Origin of the sequence: Nocardia sp. NPDC004860, assembly GCF_040609015.1 — a bacterium.
Lineage (GTDB): Bacteria > Actinomycetota > Actinomycetes > Mycobacteriales > Mycobacteriaceae > Nocardia.
Genome location: NZ_JBEXJI010000001.1, coordinates 748,980 through 774,562 on the forward strand (window position 1 = coordinate 748,980; position 25,583 = coordinate 774,562).

General features: G+C 68.5%; 26 protein-coding genes. 15 read left to right on the forward strand and 11 right to left on the reverse strand.

The features are described from left to right. Nucleotide 1: 1 nt before the first annotated feature. The 5 genes from ABZV44_RS03155 to ABZV44_RS03175 form a co-directional block, all read right to left on the reverse strand. Nucleotides 2-1,153 carry an acetyl-CoA C-acetyltransferase gene (locus tag ABZV44_RS03155; RefSeq protein ID WP_354831654.1) on the reverse strand — a complete coding sequence of 384 codons (1,152 nt, stop codon included), beginning with the start codon at nt 1,151-1,153 and terminating at the stop codon, nt 2-4. A gap of 83 nt (nt 1,154-1,236) precedes the next feature. Beyond that, the gene (locus ABZV44_RS03160) at nt 1,237-1,845 is read right to left on the reverse strand and encodes a TetR/AcrR family transcriptional regulator (RefSeq protein ID WP_354831231.1); all 609 of its coding nucleotides are present in this window, start codon (nt 1,843-1,845) and stop codon (nt 1,237-1,239) included. Nucleotides 1,846-1,892: 47 nt separating this feature from the next. Further along, entirely contained in the window at nt 1,893-2,645 is a 753-nt protein-coding gene (locus ABZV44_RS03165) for a hypothetical protein (protein WP_354831234.1), read from the reverse strand. 207 nt (nt 2,646-2,852) lie between these two features. Next, nucleotides 2,853-3,647 carry an SDR family oxidoreductase gene (locus ABZV44_RS03170; protein ID WP_354831237.1) on the reverse strand — a complete coding sequence of 265 codons (795 nt, stop codon included), beginning with the start codon at nt 3,645-3,647 and terminating at the stop codon, nt 2,853-2,855. Beyond that, nucleotides 3,644-4,864, reverse strand: a complete 1,221-nt coding sequence (locus ABZV44_RS03175) for an acyl-CoA dehydrogenase family protein (protein ID WP_354831657.1) — start codon at nt 4,862-4,864, stop codon at nt 3,644-3,646. Before ABZV44_RS03175 ends, ABZV44_RS03170 begins: the two co-directional genes overlap by 4 nt. A gap of 71 nt (nt 4,865-4,935) precedes the next feature. Between ABZV44_RS03175 and ABZV44_RS03180 the strand changes: the two genes are divergently transcribed. The 8 genes from ABZV44_RS03180 (at nt 4,936) to ABZV44_RS03215 (ending at nt 13,327) form a co-directional block, all read left to right on the forward strand. Continuing rightward, nucleotides 4,936-6,483 (forward strand): FadD3 family acyl-CoA ligase, encoded by a 1,548-nt coding sequence (locus tag ABZV44_RS03180; protein WP_354831240.1) that lies wholly within the window; start codon nt 4,936-4,938, stop codon nt 6,481-6,483. A gap of 89 nt (nt 6,484-6,572) precedes the next feature. Next, nucleotides 6,573-7,490 carry an enoyl-CoA hydratase gene (locus tag ABZV44_RS03185; protein ID WP_354831242.1) on the forward strand — a complete coding sequence of 306 codons (918 nt, stop codon included), beginning with the start codon at nt 6,573-6,575 and terminating at the stop codon, nt 7,488-7,490. Continuing rightward, nucleotides 7,491-8,642, forward strand: a complete 1,152-nt coding sequence (locus ABZV44_RS03190) for an acyl-CoA dehydrogenase family protein (protein ID WP_354831245.1) — start codon at nt 7,491-7,493, stop codon at nt 8,640-8,642. A gap of 19 nt (nt 8,643-8,661) precedes the next feature. Further along, nucleotides 8,662-9,705 carry an acyl-CoA dehydrogenase family protein gene (locus ABZV44_RS03195; protein WP_354831247.1) on the forward strand — a complete coding sequence of 348 codons (1,044 nt, stop codon included), beginning with the start codon at nt 8,662-8,664 and terminating at the stop codon, nt 9,703-9,705. A gap of 82 nt (nt 9,706-9,787) precedes the next feature. Then, entirely contained in the window at nt 9,788-10,831 is a 1,044-nt protein-coding gene (locus ABZV44_RS03200; RefSeq protein WP_354831249.1) for an acyl-CoA dehydrogenase family protein, read from the forward strand. Between the two features lie 133 nt (nt 10,832-10,964). Continuing rightward, a complete protein-coding gene (locus tag ABZV44_RS03205) occupies nt 10,965-11,423 on the forward strand; it encodes a MarR family transcriptional regulator (RefSeq protein WP_354831252.1) in 459 nt (152 codons plus the stop codon). A 110-nt stretch (nt 11,424-11,533) separates the two neighbouring features. Next, nucleotides 11,534-12,784 (forward strand): MFS transporter, encoded by a 1,251-nt coding sequence (locus ABZV44_RS03210; protein WP_354831660.1) that lies wholly within the window; start codon nt 11,534-11,536, stop codon nt 12,782-12,784. A gap of 216 nt (nt 12,785-13,000) precedes the next feature. Continuing rightward, complete coding sequence (locus ABZV44_RS03215; protein WP_354831663.1) at nt 13,001-13,327, forward strand: heavy metal-binding domain-containing protein; 327 nt, start codon at nt 13,001-13,003, stop codon at nt 13,325-13,327. Between the two features lie 22 nt (nt 13,328-13,349). Here ABZV44_RS03215 and ABZV44_RS03220 read toward each other — a convergent pair whose 3' ends face one another. Continuing rightward, the gene (locus ABZV44_RS03220) at nt 13,350-14,840 is read right to left on the reverse strand and encodes an amino acid permease (protein WP_354831254.1); all 1,491 of its coding nucleotides are present in this window, start codon (nt 14,838-14,840) and stop codon (nt 13,350-13,352) included. A 163-nt stretch (nt 14,841-15,003) separates the two neighbouring features. Between ABZV44_RS03220 and ABZV44_RS03225 the strand changes: the two genes are divergently transcribed. After that, entirely contained in the window at nt 15,004-15,756 is a 753-nt protein-coding gene (locus ABZV44_RS03225; protein WP_354831256.1) for a DUF427 domain-containing protein, read from the forward strand. Nucleotides 15,757-15,761: 5 nt separating this feature from the next. Here ABZV44_RS03225 and ABZV44_RS03230 read toward each other — a convergent pair whose 3' ends face one another. Beyond that, complete coding sequence (locus tag ABZV44_RS03230) at nt 15,762-16,499, reverse strand: Sir2 family NAD-dependent protein deacetylase (protein ID WP_354831259.1); 738 nt, start codon at nt 16,497-16,499, stop codon at nt 15,762-15,764. Nucleotides 16,500-16,573: 74 nt separating this feature from the next. Continuing rightward, entirely contained in the window at nt 16,574-17,488 is a 915-nt protein-coding gene (locus ABZV44_RS03235) for an AraC family transcriptional regulator (RefSeq protein ID WP_354831261.1), read from the reverse strand. 96 nt (nt 17,489-17,584) lie between these two features. Between ABZV44_RS03235 and ABZV44_RS03240 the strand changes: the two genes are divergently transcribed. Then, on the forward strand, nt 17,585-18,643 hold the full coding sequence (locus ABZV44_RS03240; protein WP_354831262.1) for a saccharopine dehydrogenase NADP-binding domain-containing protein: 1,059 nt from the start codon (nt 17,585-17,587) through the stop codon (nt 18,641-18,643). Between the two features lie 78 nt (nt 18,644-18,721). Next, nucleotides 18,722-19,132, forward strand: coding sequence for a cupin domain-containing protein (locus ABZV44_RS03245; RefSeq protein WP_354831265.1), 411 nt, complete (start codon nt 18,722-18,724; stop codon nt 19,130-19,132). 84 nt (nt 19,133-19,216) lie between these two features. Here the strand turns inward: ABZV44_RS03245 and ABZV44_RS03250 are convergent, their stop codons facing one another. Then, on the reverse strand, nt 19,217-19,546 hold the full coding sequence (locus ABZV44_RS03250; protein ID WP_040854414.1) for a hypothetical protein: 330 nt from the start codon (nt 19,544-19,546) through the stop codon (nt 19,217-19,219). Further along, complete coding sequence (locus ABZV44_RS03255; RefSeq protein WP_354831268.1) at nt 19,546-20,751, reverse strand: Rieske 2Fe-2S domain-containing protein; 1,206 nt, start codon at nt 20,749-20,751, stop codon at nt 19,546-19,548. Before ABZV44_RS03255 ends, ABZV44_RS03250 begins: the two co-directional genes overlap by 1 nt. A gap of 196 nt (nt 20,752-20,947) precedes the next feature. Between ABZV44_RS03255 and hsaA the strand changes: the two genes are divergently transcribed. Genes hsaA through hsaB form a run of 4 tightly spaced genes read left to right on the forward strand, consistent with a single transcriptional unit; the run spans nt 20,948 to nt 24,509 of the window. Next, entirely contained in the window at nt 20,948-22,117 is a 1,170-nt protein-coding gene (gene hsaA / locus ABZV44_RS03260) for a 3-hydroxy-9,10-secoandrosta-1,3,5(10)-triene-9,17-dione monooxygenase oxygenase subunit (protein ID WP_354831271.1), read from the forward strand. Nucleotides 22,118-22,122: 5 nt separating this feature from the next. Continuing rightward, the gene (hsaD, locus tag ABZV44_RS03265) at nt 22,123-23,001 is read left to right on the forward strand and encodes a 4,5:9,10-diseco-3-hydroxy-5,9,17-trioxoandrosta-1(10),2-diene-4-oate hydrolase (protein WP_354831274.1); all 879 of its coding nucleotides are present in this window, start codon (nt 22,123-22,125) and stop codon (nt 22,999-23,001) included. A 2-nt stretch (nt 23,002-23,003) separates the two neighbouring features. Then, nucleotides 23,004-23,903, forward strand: coding sequence for an iron-dependent extradiol dioxygenase HsaC (gene hsaC / locus ABZV44_RS03270; RefSeq protein ID WP_354831276.1), 900 nt, complete (start codon nt 23,004-23,006; stop codon nt 23,901-23,903). 21 nt (nt 23,904-23,924) lie between these two features. Then, on the forward strand, nt 23,925-24,509 hold the full coding sequence (gene hsaB / locus ABZV44_RS03275) for a 3-hydroxy-9,10-secoandrosta-1,3,5(10)-triene-9,17-dione monooxygenase reductase subunit (protein WP_354831279.1): 585 nt from the start codon (nt 23,925-23,927) through the stop codon (nt 24,507-24,509). 91 nt (nt 24,510-24,600) lie between these two features. Here hsaB and ABZV44_RS03280 read toward each other — a convergent pair whose 3' ends face one another. Then, nucleotides 24,601-25,533: an AraC family transcriptional regulator gene (locus ABZV44_RS03280; RefSeq protein ID WP_354831282.1), complete on the reverse strand. Its 933-nt coding sequence runs from the start codon at nt 25,531-25,533 to the stop codon at nt 24,601-24,603. Nucleotides 25,534-25,583: the final 50 nt, after the last annotated feature.

The following is a 25,583-nucleotide window of genomic DNA, read 5'->3' on the forward strand; positions in this document are numbered from 1 at the left end:
ACTAGCTCAGGCGCTCGATGATGGTGACGTTGGCGGTGCCGCCACCCTCACAGATGGTGAGCAGACCGTAGCGGCCGTTCACCCGCTCCAGCTCATTGAGCAGGGAGGCGAACAGCTTGGCGCCGGTCGCGCCCAGCGGGTGGCCCAGCGCGATGGCGCCGCCGTTGACATTGACCTTGTCGGGGTTGGCGCCGGTCTCCTTGATCCAGGCCAGCACCACCGAGGCGAAGGCCTCGTTGATCTCGATGACGTCCATGTCGTCGATGGTCAGACCGGTCTTCTCCAGGGCCCACCTGGTGGCCGGGATGGGCGCGGTCAGCATGTAGATCGGGTCCGCGCCGCGCGCGCTCACGTGGTGAATGCGCGCCCGCGGGGTGAGCCCGTACTCCTGGACCGCCCAGTCCGAGGCCAGCAGGGTGGCGCTGGAGCCGTCGGAGATCTGGCTGGCCAGGGCCGCGGTGATGCGGCTGCCCTCGGCGAGCGGCTGCAGCCCGGCCATCTTCTCCAGGGTGGTCTCGCGCGGGCACTCGTCGATCCAGAAGTCGCCCACCGGCACGATCTCGCGATCGAACTTGCCGTCCACGATGGCCTTGCGGGCGCGCTCGTTGCTGCGCAGCGCCCACTCCTCCATGTCGCGGCGGGAGATGTCCCACTTCTCGGCGATCATGGTGGCCGAATTGAACTGCGACACTTCACCGGTGCCGTAGCGGTGGTCCCAGCCCTGCGCGCCGACGAACGGCGAGTCGAAGCCGTAGGCCTGCCCGGCCAGCATGGCCGCGGAGATCGGGATGGCGCTCATGTTCTGCACGCCGCCGGCCACGATCACCTCGGCGGTGCCGGACATGATGGCCTGGGCGCCGAAGGTGATGGCCTGCTGCGAGGAACCGCACTGCCGGTCCACCGTCACGCCCGGCACCGACTCGGGGTAGCCCGCGGCCAGCCACGAGGTGCGCGCGATGTTTCCGGCCTGCGGGCCGATGGTGTCGCAGCAGCCGAACACCACGTCGTCCACCGCGGCCGGGTCCAGGTTGGTGCGCTCGATGAGCCCCTTGATGGCGGCGGCGCCCAGATCGGCCGGATGCACGGCGGCCAGTGAGCCGCCCCGCTTGCCGACCGGCGTGCGCACGGCGTCGATCACATACGCCTCACGCATCGGCGAATACTGACGGCGGGACGGTGCTGACATGGGAACTCCTACTGACTGCTGCTGGTGAAGTTGTGGCTCTGGAGGGTTGGTCATGTGCGCTTTTCGGGGCTGGTGAGCCCGTCGAGCACGATGGTCAGGTACTGCTTGGCGAGGTTGTCGACGGTGATCCGGCCGCCGGGCTGGTACCAGCGCACCGACACCCAGACGGTGTCGCGCAGGAACCGGTAGGCCAGCTCGATGTCCATCTCGGGCCGGAAGCTGCCGTCGGCGACGCCATTGGTCAGCACCTGGTGCCAGAGCTCACGGAACTCGCTGTTGTATTTCGCGATGTAGTCGAATCGCGGTGTGCCGCTGAGTCGTTTGGCCTCGGCCTGGTAGATGGCGACGGCCGCGTGGAACCGGTCGAAGGATTCGTAGGAAGCGATGACCAGGGCTTCCAGCGTGTCGCGGGCGGGGAGGCCGGCCGCCACGATTTCACGGTAGCGACCGAAGAGGTCGTCGAGGAACCCGCGCAGGATTTCGTCCACCATGGCTTCTTTGGAATCGAAGTGGTGGTACAGACTCCCGGATAGAATCCCCGCCGCGTCGGCAATGTCGCGAACCGTGGTGGCGCGCAGGCCCCGTTCCGCGAACAGATTCGCGGCCAGGCCGAGCAGCTCGGTGCGACGTGCTGATTTGGAGGGGTCAGGTTGGGTCACCCCGTCAATATACAACCAAGCATTTGCTTGGTCCACCTGCCTCCCGTTCAGCGCATCGAGTACCGCAGCGGCGACGAGACCGACAGGTCGGCCAGCAGGCGATCGCAGATGACCACGGGTGACACCCCCGCCCGCGCCATCCGCGCCACCAGCGCCAACCGCCGTTCGGGACTGTCCCACTCGACGGTCAGCGGCTCCCGGCCCGGCCCGGCGTCCACGGTGGCCATGACCCGCGGCGGTATGCCGTCGCGACCGGGTTCCTCGATGAGCTTGAGGACCATCCCCCGCTGCCAGGCCCGATAGGTCTCCATATCGGCGCCCACCACCAATTTGTCTGTGGCAGCGCATAATCCCTGTGCGATACCGTCGGTGAAGGCGGCATGGTCGTAGCGCAGGCGGCGGCAGTTGCGTACCACCTCCAGCAGATCGGCCCGGACCTCGCAGAGCAGGGCCGTCCTTTTCCGGCGGCGCCGATCCGCCTCGCTGTCCGAAAACCCGATCCGGGACAGGCCGATGCGGCGGGCGCGCTCACGATCACGAACCATGTCCCGGCGCAACGCGCCACGCGGGTCGCGTGTCACGTCGGTTTCGTCCACGGCGTGTTGTTCCAGGATCTGCGCCGCCCGCATGGCGGTGGCGCACTCGGAGTCGTGATCCAGTAATTCCGCACCCAAAGTCAGTGCGGCCAGAACGACATTGTCGAGCCTTCGGCGCGCTAGAACGACCTCACGCACCAGCTCGAGTTCCAATTCCTCGTGGGCCTGTGCTGGGGCTGCTTGTTGTCGGCGATCCGGACCCATGGGTCGTGCCCTTCGACTAGCGGTACCGGCCTAAACCAGGATTGCACAACCGCACCCCCGACGCGCCAGCCATTTTCGGCCGCCGATAAAACGCGCACTGCCGCGCCCCGGAAGGGGACACGGCAGTCAGAAAAGCTGCGACCACACGGCACAGCATTTCGCGTCGGCCGAACGCACTAATTCGGCCGCGCCGGCGCGTAATTCGAATTACGCGCGCTGGCTGGAAATGGAGACCACCTCGCCGGTCAGGTAGGTGGTGTAGTCGCTGGCGAGCATGGCGATGGTCGCGGCCACCTCCCACGGCTCGGCGGCGCGGCCGAAGGCCTCGCCCGCGGCCAGGCGGTCGAGCAGGTCGGCCGAGGTGACCTTGTCCAGGAAGGCGTGGCGGGCGATGGAGGGGGCCACCGCGTTGATACGCACGCCGAACTCGGCGGCCTCGACCGCGCTGCAGCGGGTCAGCGCCATGACGCCGGCCTTGGCGGCGGCGTAGTGGGCCTGGCCGTGCTGGGCGCGCCAGCCCAGGACCGAGGCATTGTTGACGATGACGCCGCCGTGGCCGGCCTCGCGGAAGTACTTGAGCACCGCCCGAGTTGCGCGGAAAGTCCCGTTCAGCGTGATGTCGAGGACCTTGTCCCACTGCTCATCGGTCATGTCCACGACCGGCACCTCACCACCGAGGCCCGCATTGTTGACCATGATGTCGATCCGGCCCAGCGCCGCGACGGCACCGGCGACCAGCGCGTCCACCTGCTCGGTCGAGCTGACGTCACAGGGCACGGAAGCGATTCGGCGGTCCGGGAATTCGGCCTGCAGCGCCTGCTCGGTCTCCTTCAGGCGACGCTCGTGCCAGTCGGAGATCACCACGTCCGCGCCCTCGGAGAGCAGGCGGCGCGCGGTGGCCGAACCGATGCCGGTGCCCGCGGCGGCGGTCACCACCGCGATCTTGCCCGCGAGCAGGTTGTGGCCGGGGGTGATTTCGGGGGCGGTGGACAGGTCACTCACGGTCGAGCCTCTCGGGGAAGTCCGAGCACGCGCTCGGAGATGATATTGCGCTGCACTTCGTTCGAACCGCCGTAGATGGTGTCCGCACGGGTGAAGAGGAACATGCGCTGCCAGGCATTGAGGTCATCGCCCGGGCCGTCGGCGATCAGGCCGGGCGCGCCGAGCACGTCCATGGCCAGTTCGCCCAGGCCACGATGCCAATTGGCCCACAGCAGCTTGGTCACCGAGGCCTGCCCGGCGGCGGTGCGGGCATCCACGGAGGCTCCGTCGTGGCCGGACTCCAGGGTGCGCAGCACGTGCGCGCGCAGCACCCGCAGGCCGACCCACGCCTTGTCGAAACGGTCTGCGAGGACCGGGTTCTCGAGTGCCCCGTTCTCCCGGGCCACGGCCTCGAGGTCGGCGAGTTCGCGCGCGTAGCGGATCTGCTGGCCGACGGTGGAGATGCCGCGCTCGAAGGTGAGCGTGCCCATGGCGACCTTCCAGCCGTCGCCGGGCTGCCCGACCACCAGATCGGCGGCGGTGCGGGCATTGTCGAAGAAGACCTCGTTGAATTCCGCGGTCCCGGTGAGCTGGATGATGGGCCGCACCTCGACACCCGGCTGCTTCATCGGGACGAGCAGGTAGGACAGGCCGTGGTGGCGGGTCGAGCCCTTCTCGGTGCGGGCGACCACGAAGCACCAGTCGGACAGGTGCGCCAGCGAGGTCCAGATCTTCTGGCCGTTGATCACCCATTCGTCGCCCTCGAGCTGGGCGGAGGTGGTGACGGCGGCCAGGTCCGAGCCCGCGCCCGGCTCCGAATAGCCCTGGCACCACAGCTCGGTGACATTGCGGATGCCCGGCAGGAAGCGTTTCTTCTGCGCCTCGGTGCCGAAGGCGATGACCGTGGGTCCGAGCAGCTCCTCGCCGAGGTGCGAAACCCGGCTCGGGGCATCGGCTTTGGCGTATTCCTCGTGGAAGATGACCTGCTGGCGCAGGGTGGCGTCGCGGCCGCCCCACTCCTTGGGCCAGCCCAGGCAGGTCAGGCCGGCGGCGGCGAGGGCACGATCCCATTCGAGCCGCTCCTCGAAGGCCTCGTGCTCGCGCCCGGGACCACCCAGACCGCGCAGCTCGCGGAACTGGCCGTTCAGGTTCTCGGCCAGCCATTCGCGCACCTCAGCACGGAATTCGGCGTCCTCGGGGGGCTCAATCCCGCTGGCCGGTTCGGGGGTCTGGATCATGCTCACGTCGGTAGAGTAACCTACCAAGCACTTGCTTTGTTAGACCCATTCCCGGACAGCGAGGAAGCCCTGTGACATCTCCTCCGCAGACCACACCGCTCGCCCTGCACGCGGCCGCGCACGCCTATGGTGACGCGCCCGCTGTCGGCGACGGTGCCGTGCGACTGAGCTGGTCGCAACTGCTGGACTCGGCGCGTGAGACCGCGCGTGCGCTGATGGCGCGCGGCATTGAGCGCGGCGACCGCATCGGCATCTGGGCGCCCAACACGCATCACTGGGTGACCGCGGTGCTGGCGAGCCACTATGTGGGTGCGGCGATCGTTCCGCTCAATACCCGGTACGTGGCCGCCGAGGCGGCGGATGTGCTGTCGCGGGTGCATGCCAAGGCGCTGTTCATCACGGGCGAATTCCTGGGGCGCGACCGGCTGACCGAACTGCGGACCGCCGCACCGGAACTGGGCATCGAGACCACCATCGTGATCCCCGTCGAGGGCGAGGCCCCCGTCGAGGACGCCATCGTCTGGTCGGAACTGGGCAAGGTGGCCGAGGCGGTGAGCCTCGAGCAGGTCATCGCCCGCGCGGAATCGGTATCGCCGAACGATCTTTCGGACATCCTGTTCACCTCCGGCACCACCGGGCGCAGCAAGGGCGTGCTCATCGCGCACCATCAGGTGCTGAGCAGCGCCCGGGCCTGGGCCGATTGCGCGACGCTGAACAACACCGACCGCTATCTGATCGTGCCGCCGTTCTTCCACAGCTTCGGATACAAGGCGGGCATCATCACCAGCCTGGTCACCGGGGCGACCATGATTCCGCAGGCCGTGTTCGACGTGCGGGAGACCATGCGGCTCATCCAGGGCGAGCGCATCACCGTGCTGACCGGTCCGCCGACCATCCACCAGACCATCCTCGACCACCCGGAGCGCGACGGGGCGGACCTGTCCAGCCTGCGCGTCGCGGTCACCGGCGCGGCCACCGTGCCGGTCGTGCTCATCGAAAGAATGCGCAGCGAGCTCGATTTCGAGGTGGTGCTGACCGCGTACGGGCAGACCGAATCCGGCGGGTTCGGCACCATGTGCCGGCCCGAGGACTCCAGCGAGACCATCGCCAATACCTGCGGGCGCACCATCGACGGCTTCGAGATGAAGCTCGCCGACAACGGCGAACTGCTGCTGCGCAGCGACCAGGTGATGCGCGGCTACCTCGACGATCCGCAGGCCACGGCAGCGACCATCGACGCCGACGGCTGGCTGCACACCGGTGACGTCGCCGTCATCGACGACCGCGGCTACATGAAGGTCACCGACCGGCTCAAGGACATGTACATCTCCGGCGGCTTCAATGTGTATCCCGCCGAGGTGGAACAGACCATGGCCCGGCTCGAGGGTGTCGCCGAGACCGCGGTCATCGGCGTGCCGGACGAGCGCATGGGCGAGGTCGGCAAGGTGTTCGTGGTGCGCCGGTCCGGCTCGGAGCTGACCGCCGACGACGTGCAGGCCTACGCCAAGGCGCAGCTGGCCAACTTCAAGGTGCCCAAGTACGTGGAATTCCGCGACGAGCTGCCCTACAACGCCGCGGGGAAGGTTCTCAAGCGGCAATTACGTGCGGAGACCGCGTGAGCGAGTCAAGCCCGGAGGCGCCGCTCCTCCACTCAGCGCTTGCGGAGCGTAACCACGCAGGGCGCTCGATCACGCGTAAAGGAGACAGTGTGAGCCAGGAACTGGGTGCCATCCCGGACGAGGGCGAGGTCGTCCTCTACGAGAAGCGGGGGCCGATCGCGGTCGTCACGCTGAACCGGCCGGACTACCGCAATGCGCAGAACTCGGTCATGACCTACGCACTCGACGCCGCCTTCGTGCGGGCCGTCGAGGATCCGGAGGTCAAGGTGATCGTGCTGGGCGGCGCCGGAAAGCATTTCAGCGCGGGCCACGACATCGGCACGCCGGGCCGCGACCACCACATCAAGTACGAGAACAAGGCCGCGCTGTGGTGGGACCACACCGATCGCCCGGGCGGCGATCAGCGCTTCGCCCGTGAGTCCGAGGTCTACCTGGGCATGTGCCGCCGCTGGCGGGAGATCCCCAAGCCGACCATCGCCATGGTGCAGGGCGCGTGCATCGCCGGTGCGCTCATGCTGGCCTGGTCCTGCGACATGATCGTGGCCTCCGAGGACGCGTTCTTCTCGGATCCGGTTGTCCGCATGGGCATTCCGGGCGTCGAGTACTTCGCGCACCCGTGGGTGCTGGGGCCGCGCCGCGCCAAGGAGATCCTGTTCACCGGCGAACGCTTCACCGCCGCACAGGCTTACGAGTGGGGCATGGTCAATCGTGTCGTCCCGCGCTCGGATCTGGAGACCGAGACCTTCGCGCTGGCCGACAAGATCGCGGAGATGCCGCAGTTCGGGCTGGCGCTGACCAAGAAGGCCGTCAACCAGTGTGAGGACCTCATGGGCATGCGGGCCGGCATGGACTCGGTGTTCGGGCTGCACCACTTCGCGCACGCCCACAATGCCGAGGTCGGCGCGGACTCGCTGGGCGGGATGAACGCCAAGTCCATGAAGGCCGCCGCGACCGACGCCGCCGCCGGCCGCGAAACAGAATCCGCCAACAACGACGGGGCGAAATAAGTGGATCTCGAATTCGACGCCAAGACAGAGGAGTTCCGCGCCGAGGTGCGCGAGTTCCTGGCGGCCAATGTGCCCGCCACTCCCCTGCCCTCCATGGACACCAAGGAGGGCTTCGAGGCGCACCGCGCGTGGGAGGCCAAGCTCGCCGAGGCCCGCCTGTCGTGTGTGGCCTGGCCCGCCGAGTACGGCGGCCGCGACGCCTCGCTGACCGAGTGGGTCATCTTCGAGGAGGAGTACTACGCCGCGGGCGCGCCGGGCCGCGTCTCGCAGAACGGCATCTTCCTGCTCGCGCCGACCCTGTTCGAGCACGGCTCGCCGGAGCAGCTGGCCCGCATCCTGCCGAGAATGGCGCGCGCCGACGACATCTGGGCGCAGGCGTGGTCCGAGCCGGAGGCCGGCTCCGACCTGGCGGGCATCCGCTCCACCGCCAAGCGCACCGAGGGCGGCTGGCTGCTCAACGGCCAGAAGACCTGGAGTTCGCGAGCCTCGTTCGCGGACTGGGGTTTCGGCCTGTTCCGCAGCGACCCGGAGGCCGAGCGCCACCGCGGCCTGACCTACCTGATGTTCCCGCTCACCGCGGAAGGCATTACGGTGCGGCCGATTCCGCAGCTGGACGGCGAACCGGGCTTCGCGGAGATCTTCCTGGACAACGTGTTCGTGCCGGATGCGGACGTGATCGGCGAGCCGAACAACGGCTGGAAGGTCGCCATGGCCACCTCCAGCAACGAGCGCGGCCTGTCGCTGCGTTCGCCGGGCCGATTCAATGCCACCGCCAACAAGCTCATCGAGCTGTGGCGGGGCACAACAGGTTCCGGAACAGGCGCGGCCGCCGAGTCCGGCACCGCCCTCGCCGACCGTGTGGTCGACGCCTGGGTGGGCGCGGAGGCGTACCGCCTCAACACCTGGGCCACCGTGACCCGGCTGGCCGAGGGCGGTCAGCTCGGCGCGGAATCCTCGGTGAACAAGGTGTTCTGGTCGGATCTGGACATCGCCATGCACGAGACCGCGCTCGATCTGCACGGCGCGGCCGCGGAACAGGAATCAGCCTGGACGGACGGCTACCTGTTCTCGCTGGCGGGCCCGATCTACGCCGGTACCAACGAGATCCAGCGCAATATCATCGCCGAACGCCTGCTCGGCCTGCCGCGATAGCCACCCGGAGGACGACGACATGCGATTCGCATTGACCGCAGAACAGAACGATTTCGCCGCCAGCCTGCGCAAGATGGGCGAGGCCGCCAAGACTCCCGGCGTCGTCCGGGCGTGGGGCGCAGGCGATTCCGCCGCCGGGCGCGCACTCATCGGCCAGCTGGCCGAGGCGGGCGCGCTGGGCCTGACCGTCACCGAGGAGAACGGCGGCTTCGGCGCGGGACCGGTCGAGATGATCGTGGCCTTCACCGAGCTCGGCCGGGCCGCGGTGCCGGGCCCGCTGGTGGAGACCGCCGCCGCGATTCCCGCACTGCTGCAGGCGCTTCCGGACTCGGCGCTCGCCGCCGAGCGGCTGCCCGAGCTGGCCGAGGGCGCGAAGCTGGGCACCCTCGCGGTGACGGCTACGGCCGGCGCGAATGCGGGCCGGGCCGAGGGTGCGGCCACCGCGCTGGATGCCGACATCGCCGATCTGGTGCTGATCGCCGAGGGCGACCGCATCGCGCTGGCGACCGCCGGAGCGCTGGTGAGGTCGGTGGACGCCGCCCGCCGCCTGTTCACCGTGGCCGCCGGCGAGACCCTGGCCGAAGGCGAAGGCGTCGGCGCCGCCATCGATCTCGCCTTCGACACCGCCGCCCTGGCCGCCGCCGCGCAGCTGCTCGGCGCGGGCCGGGCGCTGCTGGACACCAGCGTCGAGTACGTCAAGCAGCGGCAGCAGTTCGGCACCCCGATCGGGCGCTACCAGGCCATCAAGCACCACGTGGCCAATGCCCACATCGGGCTGGACATGGCGCAGCCGCTGCTCTACCGGGCGGCCCTGACCCTGGAGTCCGGCGCGGACCCGCAGACCCGCGGCCGCGACATCTCCGCGGCCAAGCTGGCCTGCGGCGAGGCCGCCTACCAGGCCGCCCGCATCGCGCTGCAGGTGCACGGCGCCATCGGCTACACCGCCGAATGCGATCTGTCACTGTGGCTGACCAAGGTCACCGCGCTGCGCTCGGCCTGGGGCACCCCGGCCGAACACCGCGCCCGCATCGCCGCCGCTCTCCGCGCCGGAAACGTCGCATGAGCACCCCGGCGGCCGGGGCGCCGACCACGCCCGGCCGCCGGGCGACACACTCGAATCACTTCTACGACATGGGAGCGAAGGCATGAGCCTCACCGCCGAACAGCAGGAACTCGCGACCACCGTGCGCGCGGTGCTGGCCAAGCACGGGGACAGCGCGGCCATGCGGCGCGGGCTGGAGAGCGAGCGCGGCTACGACGAGCAGCTGTGGAAGCTGTTGTGCGAGCAGGTCGGTGTCGCCGCGCTGGCGATTCCGGAGGAGTTCGGCGGCGTCGGGGTCGGTCTGGTCGAGTCGCTGCTGGTGGTCGAGGAGCTCGGGCGCACGCTGTCCGCGCCGCCCATGCTCGGCTCGGCCGTGCTGGGTGTACAGGCGCTGCTGCTGGCCGGGAACGCCGAGGCCAATGAGCGGCTGCTGCCGGAGGTCGCCGAGGGTGTCCGCACGCTGGCGCTGTGCTGGGCCGGGCCGCGCGGCTGGGACTCGTTCGGGGTCACCGCCGAGGGCGAAAAGCTCTCGGGCTCCGCGCATTACGTGCTGGACGGCGTGCACGCCGACACCCTGCTGGTGCTGACCGCCGCGGGCCTGTTCGAGGTGGACGGCACGGCCGCGGGCGTCACCCGCACCGCGGTCGTCACCCAGGATCCGACCCGCAAGCTGGCGCGCATCGATTTCGACTCGGTCGAGGCCCGTCCGCTGGGCGACCCGAGTGTCGCCCGGCTGCGTGAAATCGCCTGGGCGGCAGTGGTTGCCGAGCAGCTCGGCGCGGCCGAGCAGTGCCTCGACATGACCGTCGAGTACTCCAAGTCCCGTGTGCAGTTCGGTCGCCCGATCGGCAGCTTCCAGGCGCTCAAGCACCGCATGGCCGACATGTACGTGCTGGTCGAGTCGACCCGCTCCATCGCGTACCTGGCCATCGCGGGCCTGGCCTCGGGCGCGGTCGAGGCCGTCGACGTGCAGTCCGCCCGCCTGCATGCCATCGACACCTTCAACTCGGTGGTGTCCGAGACCGTCCAGATGCACGGCGGTATCGCCATCACCTGGGAGCACGACGCGCACCTGTTCTTCAAGCGCGCCCACGCCGACGCCCAGCTCTTCGGCACTCCCGCCCGTCCGCTGGCCCGTCCGGCCTAGCCGGCGAATCCTTTCCGGAAACGGCCCGTGCGCAGTTCGCTGCGCACGGGCCGTTTGCGTTGTGCCGTATCTCACGCGACCAAATATCGTTAGCCCATGTAACTACATAGTTAGCTTATGCAACAATCGACGGGTGCAGCCGAGACAGGCAACCGAGCTCACCCCGGAAGACACCGGGGACAGACTGGTCGACATCGTCGTCGCCACCTCACGGCTCAACCGCCTGGCCGGAGTACTCGGCGGCATCGATCTTCCGCACGCCGTCATGCGGGCCCTCGGGACCCTCGACGAGTACGGCCCCCTGCGGATCAGCGAGTTCGCTCGCCTCGACCGATGCTCGCAACCGGCAGCAACGGCGCTGATCGGACGGCTGACCGATGCCGGTCTCGCCACGCGGACCAAGGATCCCGACGACTCCAGAGCCGTGGTCGTCGAACTCACGCCCGCGGGACGAGACCGGCTGGCCGACGCCCGGGACCACCTCGGAAACTCCCTCGCCGCACGCCTTCCCGACCTCGATCCGGCCCTGCTCACCCGGCTGAGCCGGGACCTGAACGACCTCGCCGAGGCCTTCAAGGCCGCCGGAGCCTGAATCCGGCCCCTCGCAACTCGACCGAAAGCAGCTGCGACTCACCATCATTCGTAGACGAGGACTCTCCAGTGACCACCAGCCCGATCACCCGGCCCGCCTTCCCCGCGGCCATCGGCCCCGACAACGCCATCCTGTCGAAAACCAGCGCCGCCACCTCGAAACCCAACCAGCCCAAATCGGTGTGGGCCGTCGCCTTCGCCTCGGTCATCGCCTTCATGGGCATCGGGCTGGTGGATCCGATCCTGAAACCGATCGGCGAGCAGCTGCACGCCTCGCCGTCCCAGGTGACACTGCTGTTCACCAGCTACATGCTGGTCACGGGCGTGGCCATGCTCATCACCGGCGTCATCTCCAGCCGCTTCGGGGCCAAGAAGACCCTACTGGCCGGCCTGGCCATCATCGTCGTATTCGCCGCTCTCGCAGGCAGTTCCAGCACGGTCGGGCAGATCGTGGGCTTCCGCGCCGGCTGGGGTCTGGGCAATGCGCTGTTCATCGCCACCGCGCTGGCCACCATCGTGGGCGCGGCCACCGGCGGCGTCGCCCGCGCCATCATCCTCTACGAGGCGGCGCTGGGCATCGGCATCGCGTCGGGTCCGCTGGTGGGCGGGTTCCTCGGCCACTTCACCTGGCGCGCACCGTTCTTCGGCGTCTCGGTCCTGATGGCGGTCGCGTTCGTCGCCCTGGTGGTGCTGCTGCCGGAGTCGCCGAAGCCAGCGAAGCCGACCTCGATCGTCGCGCCGTTCAAGGCCCTCACCTACCCGGGCCTGCTGCTGGTGAGCGTGACCGCGCTGCTCTACAACTACGGCTTCTTCACCCTGCTCGCGTACACCCCGTTCCCGCTGAACATGGGCACCTATTCGATCGGGCTCATCTTCTTCGGCTGGGGTCTGCTGCTCGCCCTGTCCTCGGTGGTCTTCGCCCCGAAACTGCAGCGCGCCTTCGGAACCGTGCCCATGATGGCGCTCGCGCTCGCCCTGTTCGCGGCGGATCTCGCGGTGATGGCCGTATTCACCGACCACAAGCCGGTCCTCATCGCCGGCACCGTCCTGGCGGGCCTGTTCCTCGGCGTCAACAACACCCTGATCACCGAGGCCGTCATGGAGGCCGCCCCCGTCGAGCGGTCCACCGCCTCGGCCGCCTACAGCTTCGTCCGCTTCGCCGGCGGCGCGGCCGCCCCCTACCTGGCAGGCAAGCTCGGCGAACACCAGGCGTCCCTCCCCTTCTGGGTCGGCGCCGCCTGCACCGCCGCCGCGGTCGCAGTTCTGTGCTCCGGCCGAAAGCTCCTGTCCCACATGGACGATCACGCCCCCGCTGCCCACACCCCGGCCGAAGCCCAGGCCATCGCCCTCGGCGACGACTGATTCGCCCAGCGTTCGCGGACCGCACCCACTGGATGCGGTCCGCGTTCCGTTTCACCCCGTACGATCCCGCTCATGAACCAACCCATGCCGCCGCAGCAGCCCTACCAGCAGTACCCCCAGCAGGGCCCCGGGCAGCAGTACCCGCAACAGGGTCAGGCCCCCTACCCCCAGCAGGGCCAGCCGCAACCGCAGCAGCAGCCGGGCCCCCAGTTCCCCATCCTGGTCTCCACCATGAACGACGTACCCGGCCAGGAAATCGTCAAGGTGATCGGCGAGGTCGCGGGCCTGACCGTCCGCAGCCGCGGCCTGGGCGCCAACTTCGCAGCCGGCTTCCGCGCCCTGGGCGGCGGCGAAATCCACGAATACACCCAGCTGCTGTACCAGTCACGGCACGAGGCCATCATGCGAATGTGCCAACATGCCATGGCCTATGGCGCGAACGCGGTGATCGCCATGCGCTTCGACTGCAACGAGATCGCCAACACCATGAGCGAGGTCGCCGCCTACGGCACCGCCGTCGTGGTGAAGCCCGTCGGGCAGTAGCCGGGCGCGCCGCTCCCGCCGGTCAGTGGTGGAGGATCTCTACGTCGCGGACCGGCTTCTTGCGGCCGAATTTGGCGCGCAGGGGGTAGATCGCCATGACTGCCAGGAGGCTGATGGTGGAGGCGATGAGCTGATTGCGCTGGTCCGGATTGCGGGCCATGGCTACGAAGACGGCGAAGAGGGCGATGATGACGGCCCAGCTGATGTAGGGGTAGCCCCACATGCGGTAGGTGAGGGCGGAGGGATCCTCGCGGCGGAGGCGGGCGCGAAGTCGCAACTGGGAGAACATGATCGCCACGTAGACGAAGGCCAGGACGACGCCGATCGAGTTCACCAGGAAGGTGAAGACCTGGTCGGGTGAGACGTAGGAGGCGATGACCGCGCCCCAGGCGGCGACGGTGCCGAGCAGGACGGCCCGGGCGGGGACGCCGCGCTTGTTCAGCTTCACCAGGGAGGCGGGGGCGTCGCCGTCGCGAGTGAGGACGTAGAGCATGCGGGAGGAGACGTAGATGGCCGAGTTCAGCACCGACAGCACCGCGGTCAGGATGACGACCTGCATGATGGTGCCGGCGGCCGGAATCCCGATGTGCTCGAGCGCGCTCACGAACGGGCTCGTCAGTACCTTGGCGTCGTTCCACGGCAGGATGGTCACCACCAGGAAGATCGAGGCCACGTAGAACAGGCCGACCCGCCACAGCACATTATTGGTGGCGCGGGCCACCGCCGGGCCGGGCTCCTTGGATTCCGCGGCCGCCACCGTCACGATCTCGGTGCCGCCGAACGCGAACATCACCACCACGATGGCGGAGAAGACGCCGCCGATCCCGTTGGGCGCGAAGCCGCCGTGCCGGGTCAGGTTGGCGAAGCCCGCGTCCGAGCCCGGCCACAGCCCGAACACCCAGGCCAGTCCGATGGCCAGGAAGGCTACGATCGCCACCACCTTGATGGAGGCGAACCAGAACTCGAACTCGCCGAACGACTTCACCGACACCAGGTTGACCGCGGTCATGACGATCAGCAGTCCAGCGGACAGGACCCACTGGTCGAGGTCGATCCAGTTGCCGAGAATGGCCGCGCCGGCCACCGCCTCGGCCCCGACCAGGATCACGTAGAGGTACCAGTACAGCCAGCCGACGGTGAAGCCGGCGAACGGTCCCATGGCCATCCGCGCGTACTCGCCCATGGATCCGGCGACCGGGCGGGCCACCACCATTTCGCCGAGCGCCCGCAGGACGCACAGCACGACGAGTCCGGCGCCCGCGTAGGACAGGATGGCGGCGGGCCCGGCGGTCTGGATGACCGAGCCGCTGCCCACGAACAGGCCCGCGCCGATCGCGCCGCCGATGGCGATCATCGTCATGTGCCGGCGCCGGAGTCCGGTACGCAGTCCCTGCTGCTCCCCGCCCGCTTCCGCCGGCTGGGCACTAGCGGTTCCCGGCTTCAGGGCACTGCCGGGCTCCGGCTTCAGGGCACTGCCGGGCTCCGGCTTCTGGACACTGCCGGTTTCCGACATCTGACCGCCACCTTCTTGTGTTGCTCGAGTGTTGCCCGAACACCATATCGGCCCTGGTCAGGCAGGGAAAATCGCCGGTCGGGTCACGGTTTCCCGGGCTGCCGCCGGTACGCGAATTCTGCTCCCCGACAGCGGTTTACCCACCGGCGTACCGTCAGGAGGTATGACCGAGACACAGCGTGGCCGGGTACGCGTCGAACCGAGCGCCAAGCGGGTACGCGCCTACCTGGGCGGTCACCTGGCCGCCGATACCGTCAACCCGACGCTGGTATGGGAGGGACCCCACTACCCCACCTACTATCTGCCGGTCGCCGACCTGCGGGTGAAGCTGGAGCCCAATGGCAAGACCCGCCACTCCCCCAGCCGCGGGGACGGCACCGAATTCGATGTGATCGCCGACGACGTCACCGCGGCGGGCGCGGCCGTCCGGCACCTGGACTCCCCGATTCCGGAACTGCGCGACCTGGTGAAACTGGACTTCCAGGCCATGGACGAGTGGTTCGAGGAGGACGAGCCCATCTACGTCCACCCCCGCGACCCGTACACCCGGGTGGACATCCTCGCCAGCTCCCGCCACATCCGGGTCGAACTGGACGGCGAGACCCTGGCCGATTCGCACTCCCCGCGCATCCTGTTCGAGACCGGGCTGCCCGCCCGCTACTACCTGCCGCTCACCGATATCCGCATGGACCTGCTGCGGCCGTCGGCGACCAGGACGTCGTGCCCGTACAAGGGCCACGCCGAGTACTGGAACGTCCAGCTGGGCGAGACCAGCCACCCGGACCTGGTGTGGATCTACCGCACCCCGCTGCCGGAGAGCCAGAAGATCGCCGGGCTGGCCTCTTTCTACAACGAGAAGGTCGACATCTGGGTGGACGGCGAGATGGTGCCGCGCCCCAAGACGCCGTTCAGCTGAAACCCTCAGTCCCCCAGGATCTCCGACACCAGCCGGGGCAGCGCCGCCCCGATCGGGTCGCGCACGATCTCGGCGGCGTAGTCGTCGTAGGGGGTCGGCTCGTTGTTCACGATGACCAGGTCGGCCCCCGCGTCCACCGCCACCGCGCACATGGACGCGGCGGGCTCGACCTGGAGTGAACTGCCCACGGCCAGAAAGATTTCGGCGTTCTCGGCGATCTGCACCGCCGCGCGAATGGCGGCGGTGTCGAGCTGCTGGCCGAACATGACGGTGGCCGCCTTCAGGATGCCGCCGCAGTCCGGGCACGCTGGATCCGGCTCGCCCGCGGCCACCCGTTCCAGGGTGGCGGCCATGGAATCGGTGAAATCGCAGTCGATGCAGACGACTTCGAACATATTGCCGTGGATCTCCACCACGCTGTCCGACCCGGCCCGCTGGTGCAGCCGGTCGATGTTCTGGGTGATGATGCCGACCTCCCGTCCCGAGGCGGCCAGCCGCACCAGGGCCTGATGTGCCGCATTGGGTGTCGCCCGCCAGGCCGGATTGTCCCGCCGCGCCAGCCAGGCCCGGGTGCGCAGCTCCGGATCCGCCACATAGTTCTGATACGTCGACAGCAGCTCCGCGATCGGATCCTCGGTCCAAACCCCGCGCGGCCCACGGAAATCCGGTATTCCGGAGTCGGTCGAAATCCCCGCGCCGGTCAAGACGCCGATCGGTCCCCTGCGTGCACGCCAGTCCGTCACACTGCTCAGCCTATGCCGACCCCACCCGGCCCGCCGCCTACTACCGCCTGCCGCGCGACGAGCCGGGCCCGCGTTCAGACCGCCAGAACAGCGGGTTCATCGTCGACGCGGCGGTACTGGCCGGGAGCCGAGCCGTACTGGCGTTTGAAGGCCTTGGCGAAGGCGAATTCGCTCTGATAGCCGACCTTCCTCGCCACGCCGGCCAGCGGGGTGTCGGTCTCGCGCAGCAGCCGCGCCGCGGTGAGCATGCGCCAGCGGGTCAGATAGGACAGCGGCGGCTCGCCGACCGTGGCGAGGAAGCGGCGAGCGAGGGTGGCGCGACTGACCCCGGCGACGGCGCTCAGTTCCGGGACCGTCCAACTCCGTTCCGGCGCAGCGTGAATCGCGCGCAGCGCATCGGATACGGCCGGGTCGCCGAAGGCGCCGGCCCAGCCGGTCGGCGCGGTGGACTGTTCGTCGAACCAGGCGCGCAGCATGAACAGCAACAGGGTGTCGAGCAACGCGGGGATGGCGGCATCGGTGCCGGGTCGCGGTTCGGCGATCTCGGCGGCGAGCAGATCGACCGCGGACCGCAGGGCCGGGTGGCGGCCGGGGCGGGCGGGAAGGTGGATGAATTCCGGCAGGTCGTCGAGCAGCGGGTGGCTGCGGTGCCGCCCGAGCTCGTACGCACCGCACACCAGCGCCGTCCGCGCGCCCGGACCCGCGATCTCGCGCGGCTCGCCCGGCACGGCGACCTCGGTGATCGGCGTCCCCAGCGCGTCGACCAGATCATGGTTCTCGCCGCGCGGCATGAACAGCAAATCGCCGGCCCCCAGCGCGACCGGCTCCCCGCCGGGCGGCAGCACCCAGCACGAACCCTGAAGCACCACATGGAATCCCGCGCCGGGCACCTTCGGATAGCGACGGCCCCACGGCGCGTGCCGGATGAAGAGTCCCGAGGCCGGGTTGCCGGTGCGGATGGCGGCGACGGTCTCGCTGAGGATGTCCACCTCGCCACCATACCGCTCAATCAGTGAGCGTTTTGAGCATCTGATTGAGTAATTCAGCCATTCATATGCTCACTGCACGCGAATAACTTCATTCACATGACGACACAAGAAGCCACGCAGACCCCCACCATCGCCGTATACGGCGCGAATGGCCACACCGGCGGCTACATCCTGGCCGAGCTGGATCGCCGCGGCCTGACCCCGATCCTGGTGGGCCGCAATGCCGATCGGCTACGCGCCGCTGCCGACGCGGCCGGGCTGCCGCAAGCCGAGCTCCGGGTCGCGGCGGTGGACGATCACGCCGCCCTGGTCGCGGCGTTCACCGGCGCGGATGTGGTGATCAGCAGCCTGCCCGGCTACGTGGACCTCGGCGAGCCCATCCTGGCCGCCGCCCTCGACGCGGGCACGCACTATGTCGACATCTCGGGCGAGCAACTGTTCCTCCGCCGGGTCCTCGACGAGTACGGCCCGCGCGCCGAGCGTGCCGGGGTGACGGTCCTCTCCTCGGTGACCGACAGCAATCTCCCCGCCGACCTGCTCGCGGATCTGCTCGCCGCGCGTCTCGCCGGACCGGTCGGCTTCGTGATCAGCCACCGCAGCCGCAGCGGCGGGGACGGCTCCCGCGGCAGCGCGAAAACCGTACTGGCCAGCCTGGATTGGTTCCGCGCGGGCGGCTGGCACTATGCCGACGGCGAGTTCCGCACCGGCCCGGCGGATCCGGCGCCCATGCTGTACCCCGGCGACACCGAGCCGACCGCGGTGGCCAAGTTCGCCTTCCCCGCGGTGCTCACCATCCCGCGTCACACCGATGCCACGTCGGTCACCGGCGCCGTCGACAGCGTGTTCCGGGCCAACATCACCGGCCTGACCGCCGAGCTGGTGGCCGGCCTGCCGGAAAAGCCCAGTGCCGCTTCGGATCTTCGCTACGACATGATCGTGGACGCCACCGCCGCGGACGGCCGGACACGGCGCGGCGTGGTCAGCGGGGTCGATTCCTACCGGGATTCGGGCCTGATGGCGGTCGAAGCGGCCGTGCGGCTCGCCGGCGGCGCCGCGAAGCCGGGTGCGCTCACGCCCTCGGAGGCCTTCGACGCCACGGACTTCCTGGATTCGCTCGCGACCCATGGCATCACCTGGACGATCACCGGGGCATGAGACGGCCGTCGATGACGCCCGGCCGAACGCGCTCGCAGTACAGGGAATTCGGTCGAGCCCCGCAATACAGTGGGGACCATGAGTGACGACCGTCCGAAGCTGGCCGCTGAACTGGATATGGTGCCGCATCCCGAGGGCGGCTGGTATCGGGAAACATGGCGCAGCGGAGTGGAATTCGAGCCGGCAGGCTACCCGGGCCCGCGCGCGACCGGCACGGCCATCTATTTCCTGCTGCTACCCGGCGAGAAGTCCGCGCCGCACACCGTGACATCGGACGAGATCTGGTTCTGGCACCGGGGTGGTCCCCTGCTGCTGAACATCGGGGGTGAGGAGATCGTCCTCGGACCCGATGTCGAGCAGGGGCAACGCCCCCAGGCGGTGGTTCCCGGCGGAATCAGCCAGGCCGCCCGTCCGGCGGGTGACGACTACGTGCTGGTGAGTTGTGTAGTCTCCCCCGGATTCGATTTCGCCGACTTCCGGCTCGACTGAGCCGCGAACCTGCTCTGCGATTCGCGTGCCCGCCGCGCTGTGCGCGGCGGGCACGAAGCAAGGAAATCGGCGGTCCGGCGACTCTCAGTCGTCGATCCCGAGCAGACCCTCCGCGACCGCGTGGTCGATGGTCTTCTCCAGGTTCGGGCAGGAGTCCGGTTTACCGGTGGTCGGCCCGGACTCGGCCAGCTTGCGGAAGACCGGGCAGTGCGCGGCCGGATCGACCGTCCACTGCACCGTCTTCTGATTGTGACTGTGCTTGCGCACCAGCACCTCGGTGCCGCAGGTCTGGCACGCGATCGGTGTCAGCCCCGACTCCATGTAGTGCTCTTTGTCGAGAACCGTCTGGGCGCGCACCTGTGCTCGCTGTTCCGGACGGTCCGCGAAATCGGGTGCCTTCGCCCAGCTGGTCATCAGACGTTCGCCTCCTGCGCGGCGGCCTCGTCGGCCTCCCGCTTCTTCCGCAGGTTCTCCTCGACCTCGAGACCCCAGGCCTCGTTGGCCTTGGAGGTGTCGATCTCGAATTCGAAGCGCTGCACCGACTTCGGGTCGATGTCGGCGACATCGACGTAGAACTGGTCGTACCAGCGGCGCAGCTGGTAGACCGGCCCGTCCTCCTCGGTCAGCAGCGGGTTGTCGATCTTGGACTTGTGCTTCCAGATCTCGACGTCCTGCAGGAAGCCCTCGCTGACGCCCTCGGTCATCTTGGCCGCGAACATCTGCGCCTGCTCCTCGGGCAGCCCCTTCGGCTTCTCCAGCGAGACGCCCCACTGCAGCATGAAGGAGTTCTGCGTGACCGGGTAGTGGCAGTTGATGAGGACCGTCTTGACCTCGAAGCCGCTGTAGATATTGAGCAGCGGGTTGATCATGTACGACGGCCCGAAGTACGACGCCTCGGACTTGAGCAGCACGTCGATGCCGGCCTTGGCCGCGTTGCCGATGTCCGGCCGGGCCTTGGTCTCCAGGTACTGGGTGGCGACGTGACCCTCGAGCACGTTCTTGAAGAACGTGGGGAAGGCGTAGTGGATATAGAAGAAGTGCGCCATATCCACGATGTTGTCGATGATCTCGCGGCAGTTGGAGCCCTCGATCAGCAGCGAGTGCCAGGTCCAGTCGGTCCAGCCCTCGTTGAGCGTCTCCGAGGAGCTGCCGTCGGCATTGGTGTAGGGACCCTCGATGTACGGGATGGTCACCTCGTCCGGCGGCGGGTTGCCCTCGTGGTCGTGCCAGACGAACAGCTGGCCGTTGCGCTCGAGCGTGATCCACGCGCGGGTGCGGGCCAGCGGGGGCACGCGTCGCGCGTAGGGGATGCCGGTGCACTTGCCGTCGCCGCCCCAGCGCCAGTCGTGGAACGGGCACGCGATGGAGTCGCCCTTGACCTCACCCATGGAGAGGTCGCCGCCCAGGTGACGACAGTAGGAGTCCAGTACCTTCAGTTCGTTCTGGCTGTTCATGAAAACGACCAGCTTGGTACCGAATACGTTGACCGCATGCGGCTTGCCGTCACGGAAGTCCTTGGCAAGGCCGAGGCAGTGCCAACCCCGGGCGTAGCGGGTGGGCGTCGAGCCCACGTCGATCTCGCGGACCTTCCCGCGGGGCCCTTGGGCGCTTGTCGCCATCGTTGATCCTCCTATGGATGTACTAGAACACGTTACAAAATCGGCTGACAGTTGGCCAGCGATAGGTCCCACTACCTGGATAGGGGCTCTCTGAGCTGCGCTTGTACTACGTTCTCGACAGGAATAAGAACGTGTTCTACTCTCAGGGACAAACGAAGACCGCTTCCCGTAACACCAGGCAGGAGCAACTGGCGAGATGACGCAAGAAGTAGTTGAGCGGGTCGAGGCGCTGCTGCCGACCCTGCGTGAGCGCGCCCAGGAGACCGAGGATCTGCGCCGCCTTCCCGACCAGACCGTCAAGGATCTGCAGGCGACCGGCTTCTTCAAGCTCGTGCAGCCCAAGCAGTGGGGCGGCTACGCCTGCGACCCGGTGATCTTCTACGACACCGTCCGCAAGATCGCCAGCGCGTGCGGCTCCACCGGCTGGTGCGCCGGCATCCTCGGCATCCACAACTGGCACCTGGCGCTGTTCGACCAGCGCGCACAGGAAGAGGTGTGGGGCAACGACACCGAGGTCCGGATCTCCTCCTCCTACGCCCCGATGGGCGCGGGCGTGGTGACCGAGGACGGCGAGGGCTACATCGTCAATGGCTCGTGGGCCTGGTCCTCCGGCTCCGACCACGCCGACTGGGTGTTCGTCGGCGGACCGGTCATCAAGAACGGCAAGCCGGTCGACTTCGGCTCGTTCCTGATCCCCCGGAGCGAGTACAAGATCAACGACGTGTGGCACGTGGTCGGCCTGCGCGGTACCGGCTCCAACACCGTCGTGGTCGAGAATGTGTACGTCCCCCGGCACCGCTTCCTCAGCATGCGAACCATGGGCGAACTGAAATCGCCTGGCCTGGAGCAGAATACCGACCCGCTGTACAAGATGCCGTGGGGCAGCATCCACCCCGCGACCATCACCGCGCCGATCATCGGCATGGGCTACGGCGCCTACGAGGCCCACGTGGAGCACCAGGGCAAGCGCGTCCGAGCCGCCTTCGCGGGCGAGAACACCAAGGACGACCCGTTCGCAAAGGTCCGGATCGCCGAGGCCGCCAGCGACATCGACGCCGCCTGGCGTCAGCTGTCGGGCAATATCGCCGACGAGTACGCGTGCATCGTGGCGGGCAAGGACGTTCCGTTCGAGATGCGCGCCGCCGCGCGCCGTGACCAGGTGCGCGCCACCGGCCGCGTGATCGCGTCCGTCGACCGCCTGTTCGAGGCCGCCGGCGCCACCGCGCTCGTGGAAGGCACTCCGCTGCAGCGCTTCTGGCGTGACGCCCACGCCGGCCGCGTGCACGCCTCGCAGGATCCGGAGCGCGCCTACGTCATGTACGGCACCCACGCCTTCGGTCTCCCGGTCACCGACGGAATGGTGTAATCCCCATGACCGCAGTGGGAGAAATCACCTACGAGTCCACCTCGCGCTTCGCGCAGGTGCGGCCGGACCTGAAGCTGCACTACCACGAGGCCGGGGTCGGCAACGGACCCACCATCGTGCTGCTGCACGGCGGCGGCCCGGGCGCGTCCTCGTGGTCCAACTTCGCCAAGAACATTCCGGTGCTGGCCGAGGACTTTCACGTCCTCGCGGTCGACCAGCCGGGCTTCGGCCGATCCGACAAGCCGACCGAGCACCCGCAGTACTTCGTGCACTCGGCCTCGGCGCTGAAGGACCTGCTCGACACCCTCGGCATCACCGAACGCGTACACCTGCTGGGCAATTCGCTCGGCGGCGGCGCGGCCACCCGCTTCGCGCTGGACTACCCGGACCGCGCCGGCAAGCTGGTGCTGATGGGCCCGGGCGGCCTGTCCACCAACCTGTTCGCGCCGGATCCCACCGAGGGCGTGAAGCTGCTGTCCAAGTTCAACTTCGAACCCACGAAGGAGAACCTGGAGGCGTTCCTGCGGATCATGGTCTTCGACCAGAAGCTGATCACGCCGGAACTCGTCGAGGAGCGCTTCGCCTCGGCCTCGCAGCCGGAGTCGCTGGCCGCCACCCGCGCGATGGGCAAGTCCTTCGCCGGAGCGGATTTCGCCAAGGGCATGATCTGGCGCGACGCGTTCAAGCTGCGGCAGCCGGTGCTGATGATCTGGGGCCGTGAGGATCGGGTCAACCCGATCGACGGCGCCCTGGTCGCCTTGAAGATGGTGCCGCGCGTGCAGTTGCATGTCTTCGGCGGTTGTGGACACTGGGCACAGCTGGAGAAGTTCGACGAATTCAACCGCCTGGCAACCGACTTCCTGCTCGGCGTCAAGGAGAAGTGAGCATGAGTATCAAGGCGCTCGGCTACATGCGCATCGAGGCCACCGATATGGCGGCCTGGCGCGAGTACGGCCTCAAGGTGCTCGGCATGATGGAGGGCGACGGGCTCAACCCCGACGCGCTCTACCTGCGCATGGACGATTTCGCCGCACGGCTGGTGATCGTCCCCGGCGAGCAGGACCGGCTGCTGGTCTCGGGCTGGGAGGTCACCGACGCCCGCGGGCTGCAGCAGCTGCGCGAGACCCTGTCCAAGGCCGGGGTCGCCTTCACCGAGGGCACCAAGGAGGAGCTCGGCGAGCGCCGGGTCGAGGGCATGATCCGATTCCAGGATCCGGCCGGCAACACCCTCGAGGCGTTCTACGGCGCGCAGTACCTGGGCCGCCGCTTCGTGAGCCCCTACGGCCACAAGTTCGTCACCGCCGAGCAGGGCCTGGGCCACGTGGTCCTCACCTGCACGGACGACGCTGCGGCGCAGGCGTTCTACCAGGACGTGCTGGGCTTCCGGCTGCGCGACTCCATGCGGCTGCCTCCGCAGCTGGTGGGCCGTCCCGCCGACGGCGACCCGGCCTGGCTGCGCTTCTACGGCTGCAACCCGCGCCACCACGCGCTGGCGTTCCTGCCGCTGCCGAACCCGACGGGCATCGTGCACCTCATGGTCGAGGTGGAGAACTCCGACGACGTCGGCCTCTGCCTGGACCGCGCCAACCGCAAGAAGGTGAAGATGTCGGCCACCCTCGGGCGGCACATCAACGACAAGATGCTCTCGTTCTACATGAAGACGCCGGGCGGGTTCGATATCGAATTCGGCTGTGAGGGACTGGAAGTCGACGACCACTCGTGGATCGCGCGGGAATCCACCGCGGTCAGCCTGTGGGGCCACGACTTCAGCGTCGGATTCAAGTAGCGAGACGAACAGGGGCGGCCAATGACCACCGACGCCAATCCCGTCATCGACGGGCGTCAGTTCCGGAACGTGCTGGGGCAGTTCTGCACCGGCATCACCGTCATCACCACCTTCGACGGCGTCGACGGCGCGCGGGCCCCCATCGGCTTCGCGTGCCAGTCGTTCGCCGCCCTGTCCCTCGATCCGCCGCTGGTGCTCTTCTGCCCCACCAAGGAGTCCCGCTCCTGGGCGGCGATCGAACGCAACGGCAGCTTCGCCGTGAACATGCTCGCCGAGGAGCAACAGCCGGTGTGCGCCCGCTTCGGCTCCCGCGAACCCGACAAGTTCGCCGGAATCGACTGGCACACCTCGGAACTGGATCTCCCGGTGCTGGACGGCGCGTTGGCCACGATCCAGTGCACTGTGGACAACGTGCTCGACGGCGGCGATCACTACATCGTGATCGGCCGGGTCCAGGCCCTGTCGGAGTCCACCGACTCCGGCAGGCCGCTGCTCTTCTACCGGGGCCAGTACACGGCCATCGAACCGGAGAAGACGACGCCCGCGCCCTGGCGCGCGGACCTCGAACACTTCCTCACGACCACCACCCTGGACACCTGGTTGTGAATCGGGTTCCTCCAGAACCCTGGCGATAGAAAAGTGCCCCTGTGGAATTCATCCACAGGGGCACTTTGCATCTGTGAGTGTTGTGGATGGATCACGCAGCAGCGCGAGCCTGCCGACGGTATTGGCCAGGGGCAAGGCCATATTCACGCTTGAATGCCTTCCCGAACGCGAACTCCGAGCTGTATCCCGCTCGGGCGGAGACCTTTTCGATGGCCAGCTCGTCCTCGCGCAGCAGGCGGGCCGCCGTGGTGAGCCGCCAGCGGGTCAGGTACGCCAGCGGCGGTTCGCCGACCATGGCATTGAACTTGCGGGCGAACGCGGCGCGGGACAGGCCCGCGTGATCGGCGAGGGACTGCACGGTCCAGGGCGCGGCCGGATCGCCGTGCATGGCTTCCAGCGCCGGGGCGACGGCCGGATCACGCAGCGCCGCAGCCCATCCCACCGCCTCGGATTGCGGCTGCTCCTCGATCCAGGCGCGCAGGATGTACAGCAGCAGCGAGTCGATCAGCGCCGGCACGATGCCGTGCGATCCGATGCGCGGATTGTCGAGCTCCGCGCCGAGCAGCTGGATCGCGGCATTCAACTCCGGGTGCCGGCCGTGGCGGGCGGGCAGATGGATCACCTCCGGCAGCTGCCGCAGCAACGGATGCGGCCGCTGCCCGTCGAGGTGATAGTTGCCGCAGAGCAGACTGGTGGCCGGGCCGTCCCCGCCGATCTGCAACGCGCCCACGGGCGGACGCTGGGTGTACTGCTCGGGCCGGGGAATCTCCGGAGGGGTGTACGGGTGGTCGGCGAGAATATGCCCCGCTCCGTCCCGGACGAAGACCACATCGCCGGGCCCGAGCGCGATCGGCCGGGCACTGCTGTCCGAGGGATAGAACCAGCAGGTCCCGTGCAGCACCACATGGAATCCCGCACCCGCCGTCGGCGGCAGCTGCAGCGCCCACGGCACCCGCCCATCCGTCCGCACCGAGTTCGGCGCACCGGTCCGCATCGAAGCCAGGGCCTCACTCAGCACATCCATGACAGATCTCCTTCACCTCGAATCCGCGCCCTGCAACCCGGATCCCGCCC

What these genes read in the sequence shown, in the direction of transcription:
- ABZV44_RS03155 (WP_354831654.1), bottom strand. Translation starts at nt 1,153, where the DNA reads ATGCGTGAGGCGTATGTGATCGACGCCGTGCGCACGCCGGTCGGCAAG.
- ABZV44_RS03165 (WP_354831234.1), bottom strand. Translation starts at nt 2,645, where the DNA reads ATGGGTCCGGATCGCCGACAACAAGCAGCCCCAGCACAGGCCCACGAG.
- ABZV44_RS03175 (WP_354831657.1), bottom strand. Translation starts at nt 4,864, where the DNA reads ATGATCCAGACCCCCGAACCGGCCAGCGGGATTGAGCCCCCCGAGGAC.
- ABZV44_RS03195 (WP_354831247.1), top strand. Translation starts at nt 8,662, where the DNA reads ATGCGATTCGCATTGACCGCAGAACAGAACGATTTCGCCGCCAGCCTG.
- ABZV44_RS03200 (WP_354831249.1), top strand. Translation starts at nt 9,788, where the DNA reads ATGAGCCTCACCGCCGAACAGCAGGAACTCGCGACCACCGTGCGCGCG.
- ABZV44_RS03220 (WP_354831254.1), bottom strand. Translation starts at nt 14,840, where the DNA reads ATGTCGGAAACCGGCAGTGTCCAGAAGCCGGAGCCCGGCAGTGCCCTG.
- ABZV44_RS03225 (WP_354831256.1), top strand. Translation starts at nt 15,004, where the DNA reads ATGACCGAGACACAGCGTGGCCGGGTACGCGTCGAACCGAGCGCCAAG.
- ABZV44_RS03240 (WP_354831262.1), top strand. Translation starts at nt 17,585, where the DNA reads ATGACGACACAAGAAGCCACGCAGACCCCCACCATCGCCGTATACGGC.
- ABZV44_RS03245 (WP_354831265.1), top strand. Translation starts at nt 18,722, where the DNA reads ATGAGTGACGACCGTCCGAAGCTGGCCGCTGAACTGGATATGGTGCCG.
- ABZV44_RS03250 (WP_040854414.1), bottom strand. Translation starts at nt 19,546, where the DNA reads ATGACCAGCTGGGCGAAGGCACCCGATTTCGCGGACCGTCCGGAACAG.
- ABZV44_RS03255 (WP_354831268.1), bottom strand. Translation starts at nt 20,751, where the DNA reads ATGGCGACAAGCGCCCAAGGGCCCCGCGGGAAGGTCCGCGAGATCGAC.
- hsaA (WP_354831271.1), top strand. Translation starts at nt 20,948, where the DNA reads ATGACGCAAGAAGTAGTTGAGCGGGTCGAGGCGCTGCTGCCGACCCTG.
- hsaD (WP_354831274.1), top strand. Translation starts at nt 22,123, where the DNA reads ATGACCGCAGTGGGAGAAATCACCTACGAGTCCACCTCGCGCTTCGCG.
- hsaC (WP_354831276.1), top strand. Translation starts at nt 23,004, where the DNA reads ATGAGTATCAAGGCGCTCGGCTACATGCGCATCGAGGCCACCGATATG.
- hsaB (WP_354831279.1), top strand. Translation starts at nt 23,925, where the DNA reads ATGACCACCGACGCCAATCCCGTCATCGACGGGCGTCAGTTCCGGAAC.
- ABZV44_RS03280 (WP_354831282.1), bottom strand. Translation starts at nt 25,533, where the DNA reads ATGGATGTGCTGAGTGAGGCCCTGGCTTCGATGCGGACCGGTGCGCCG.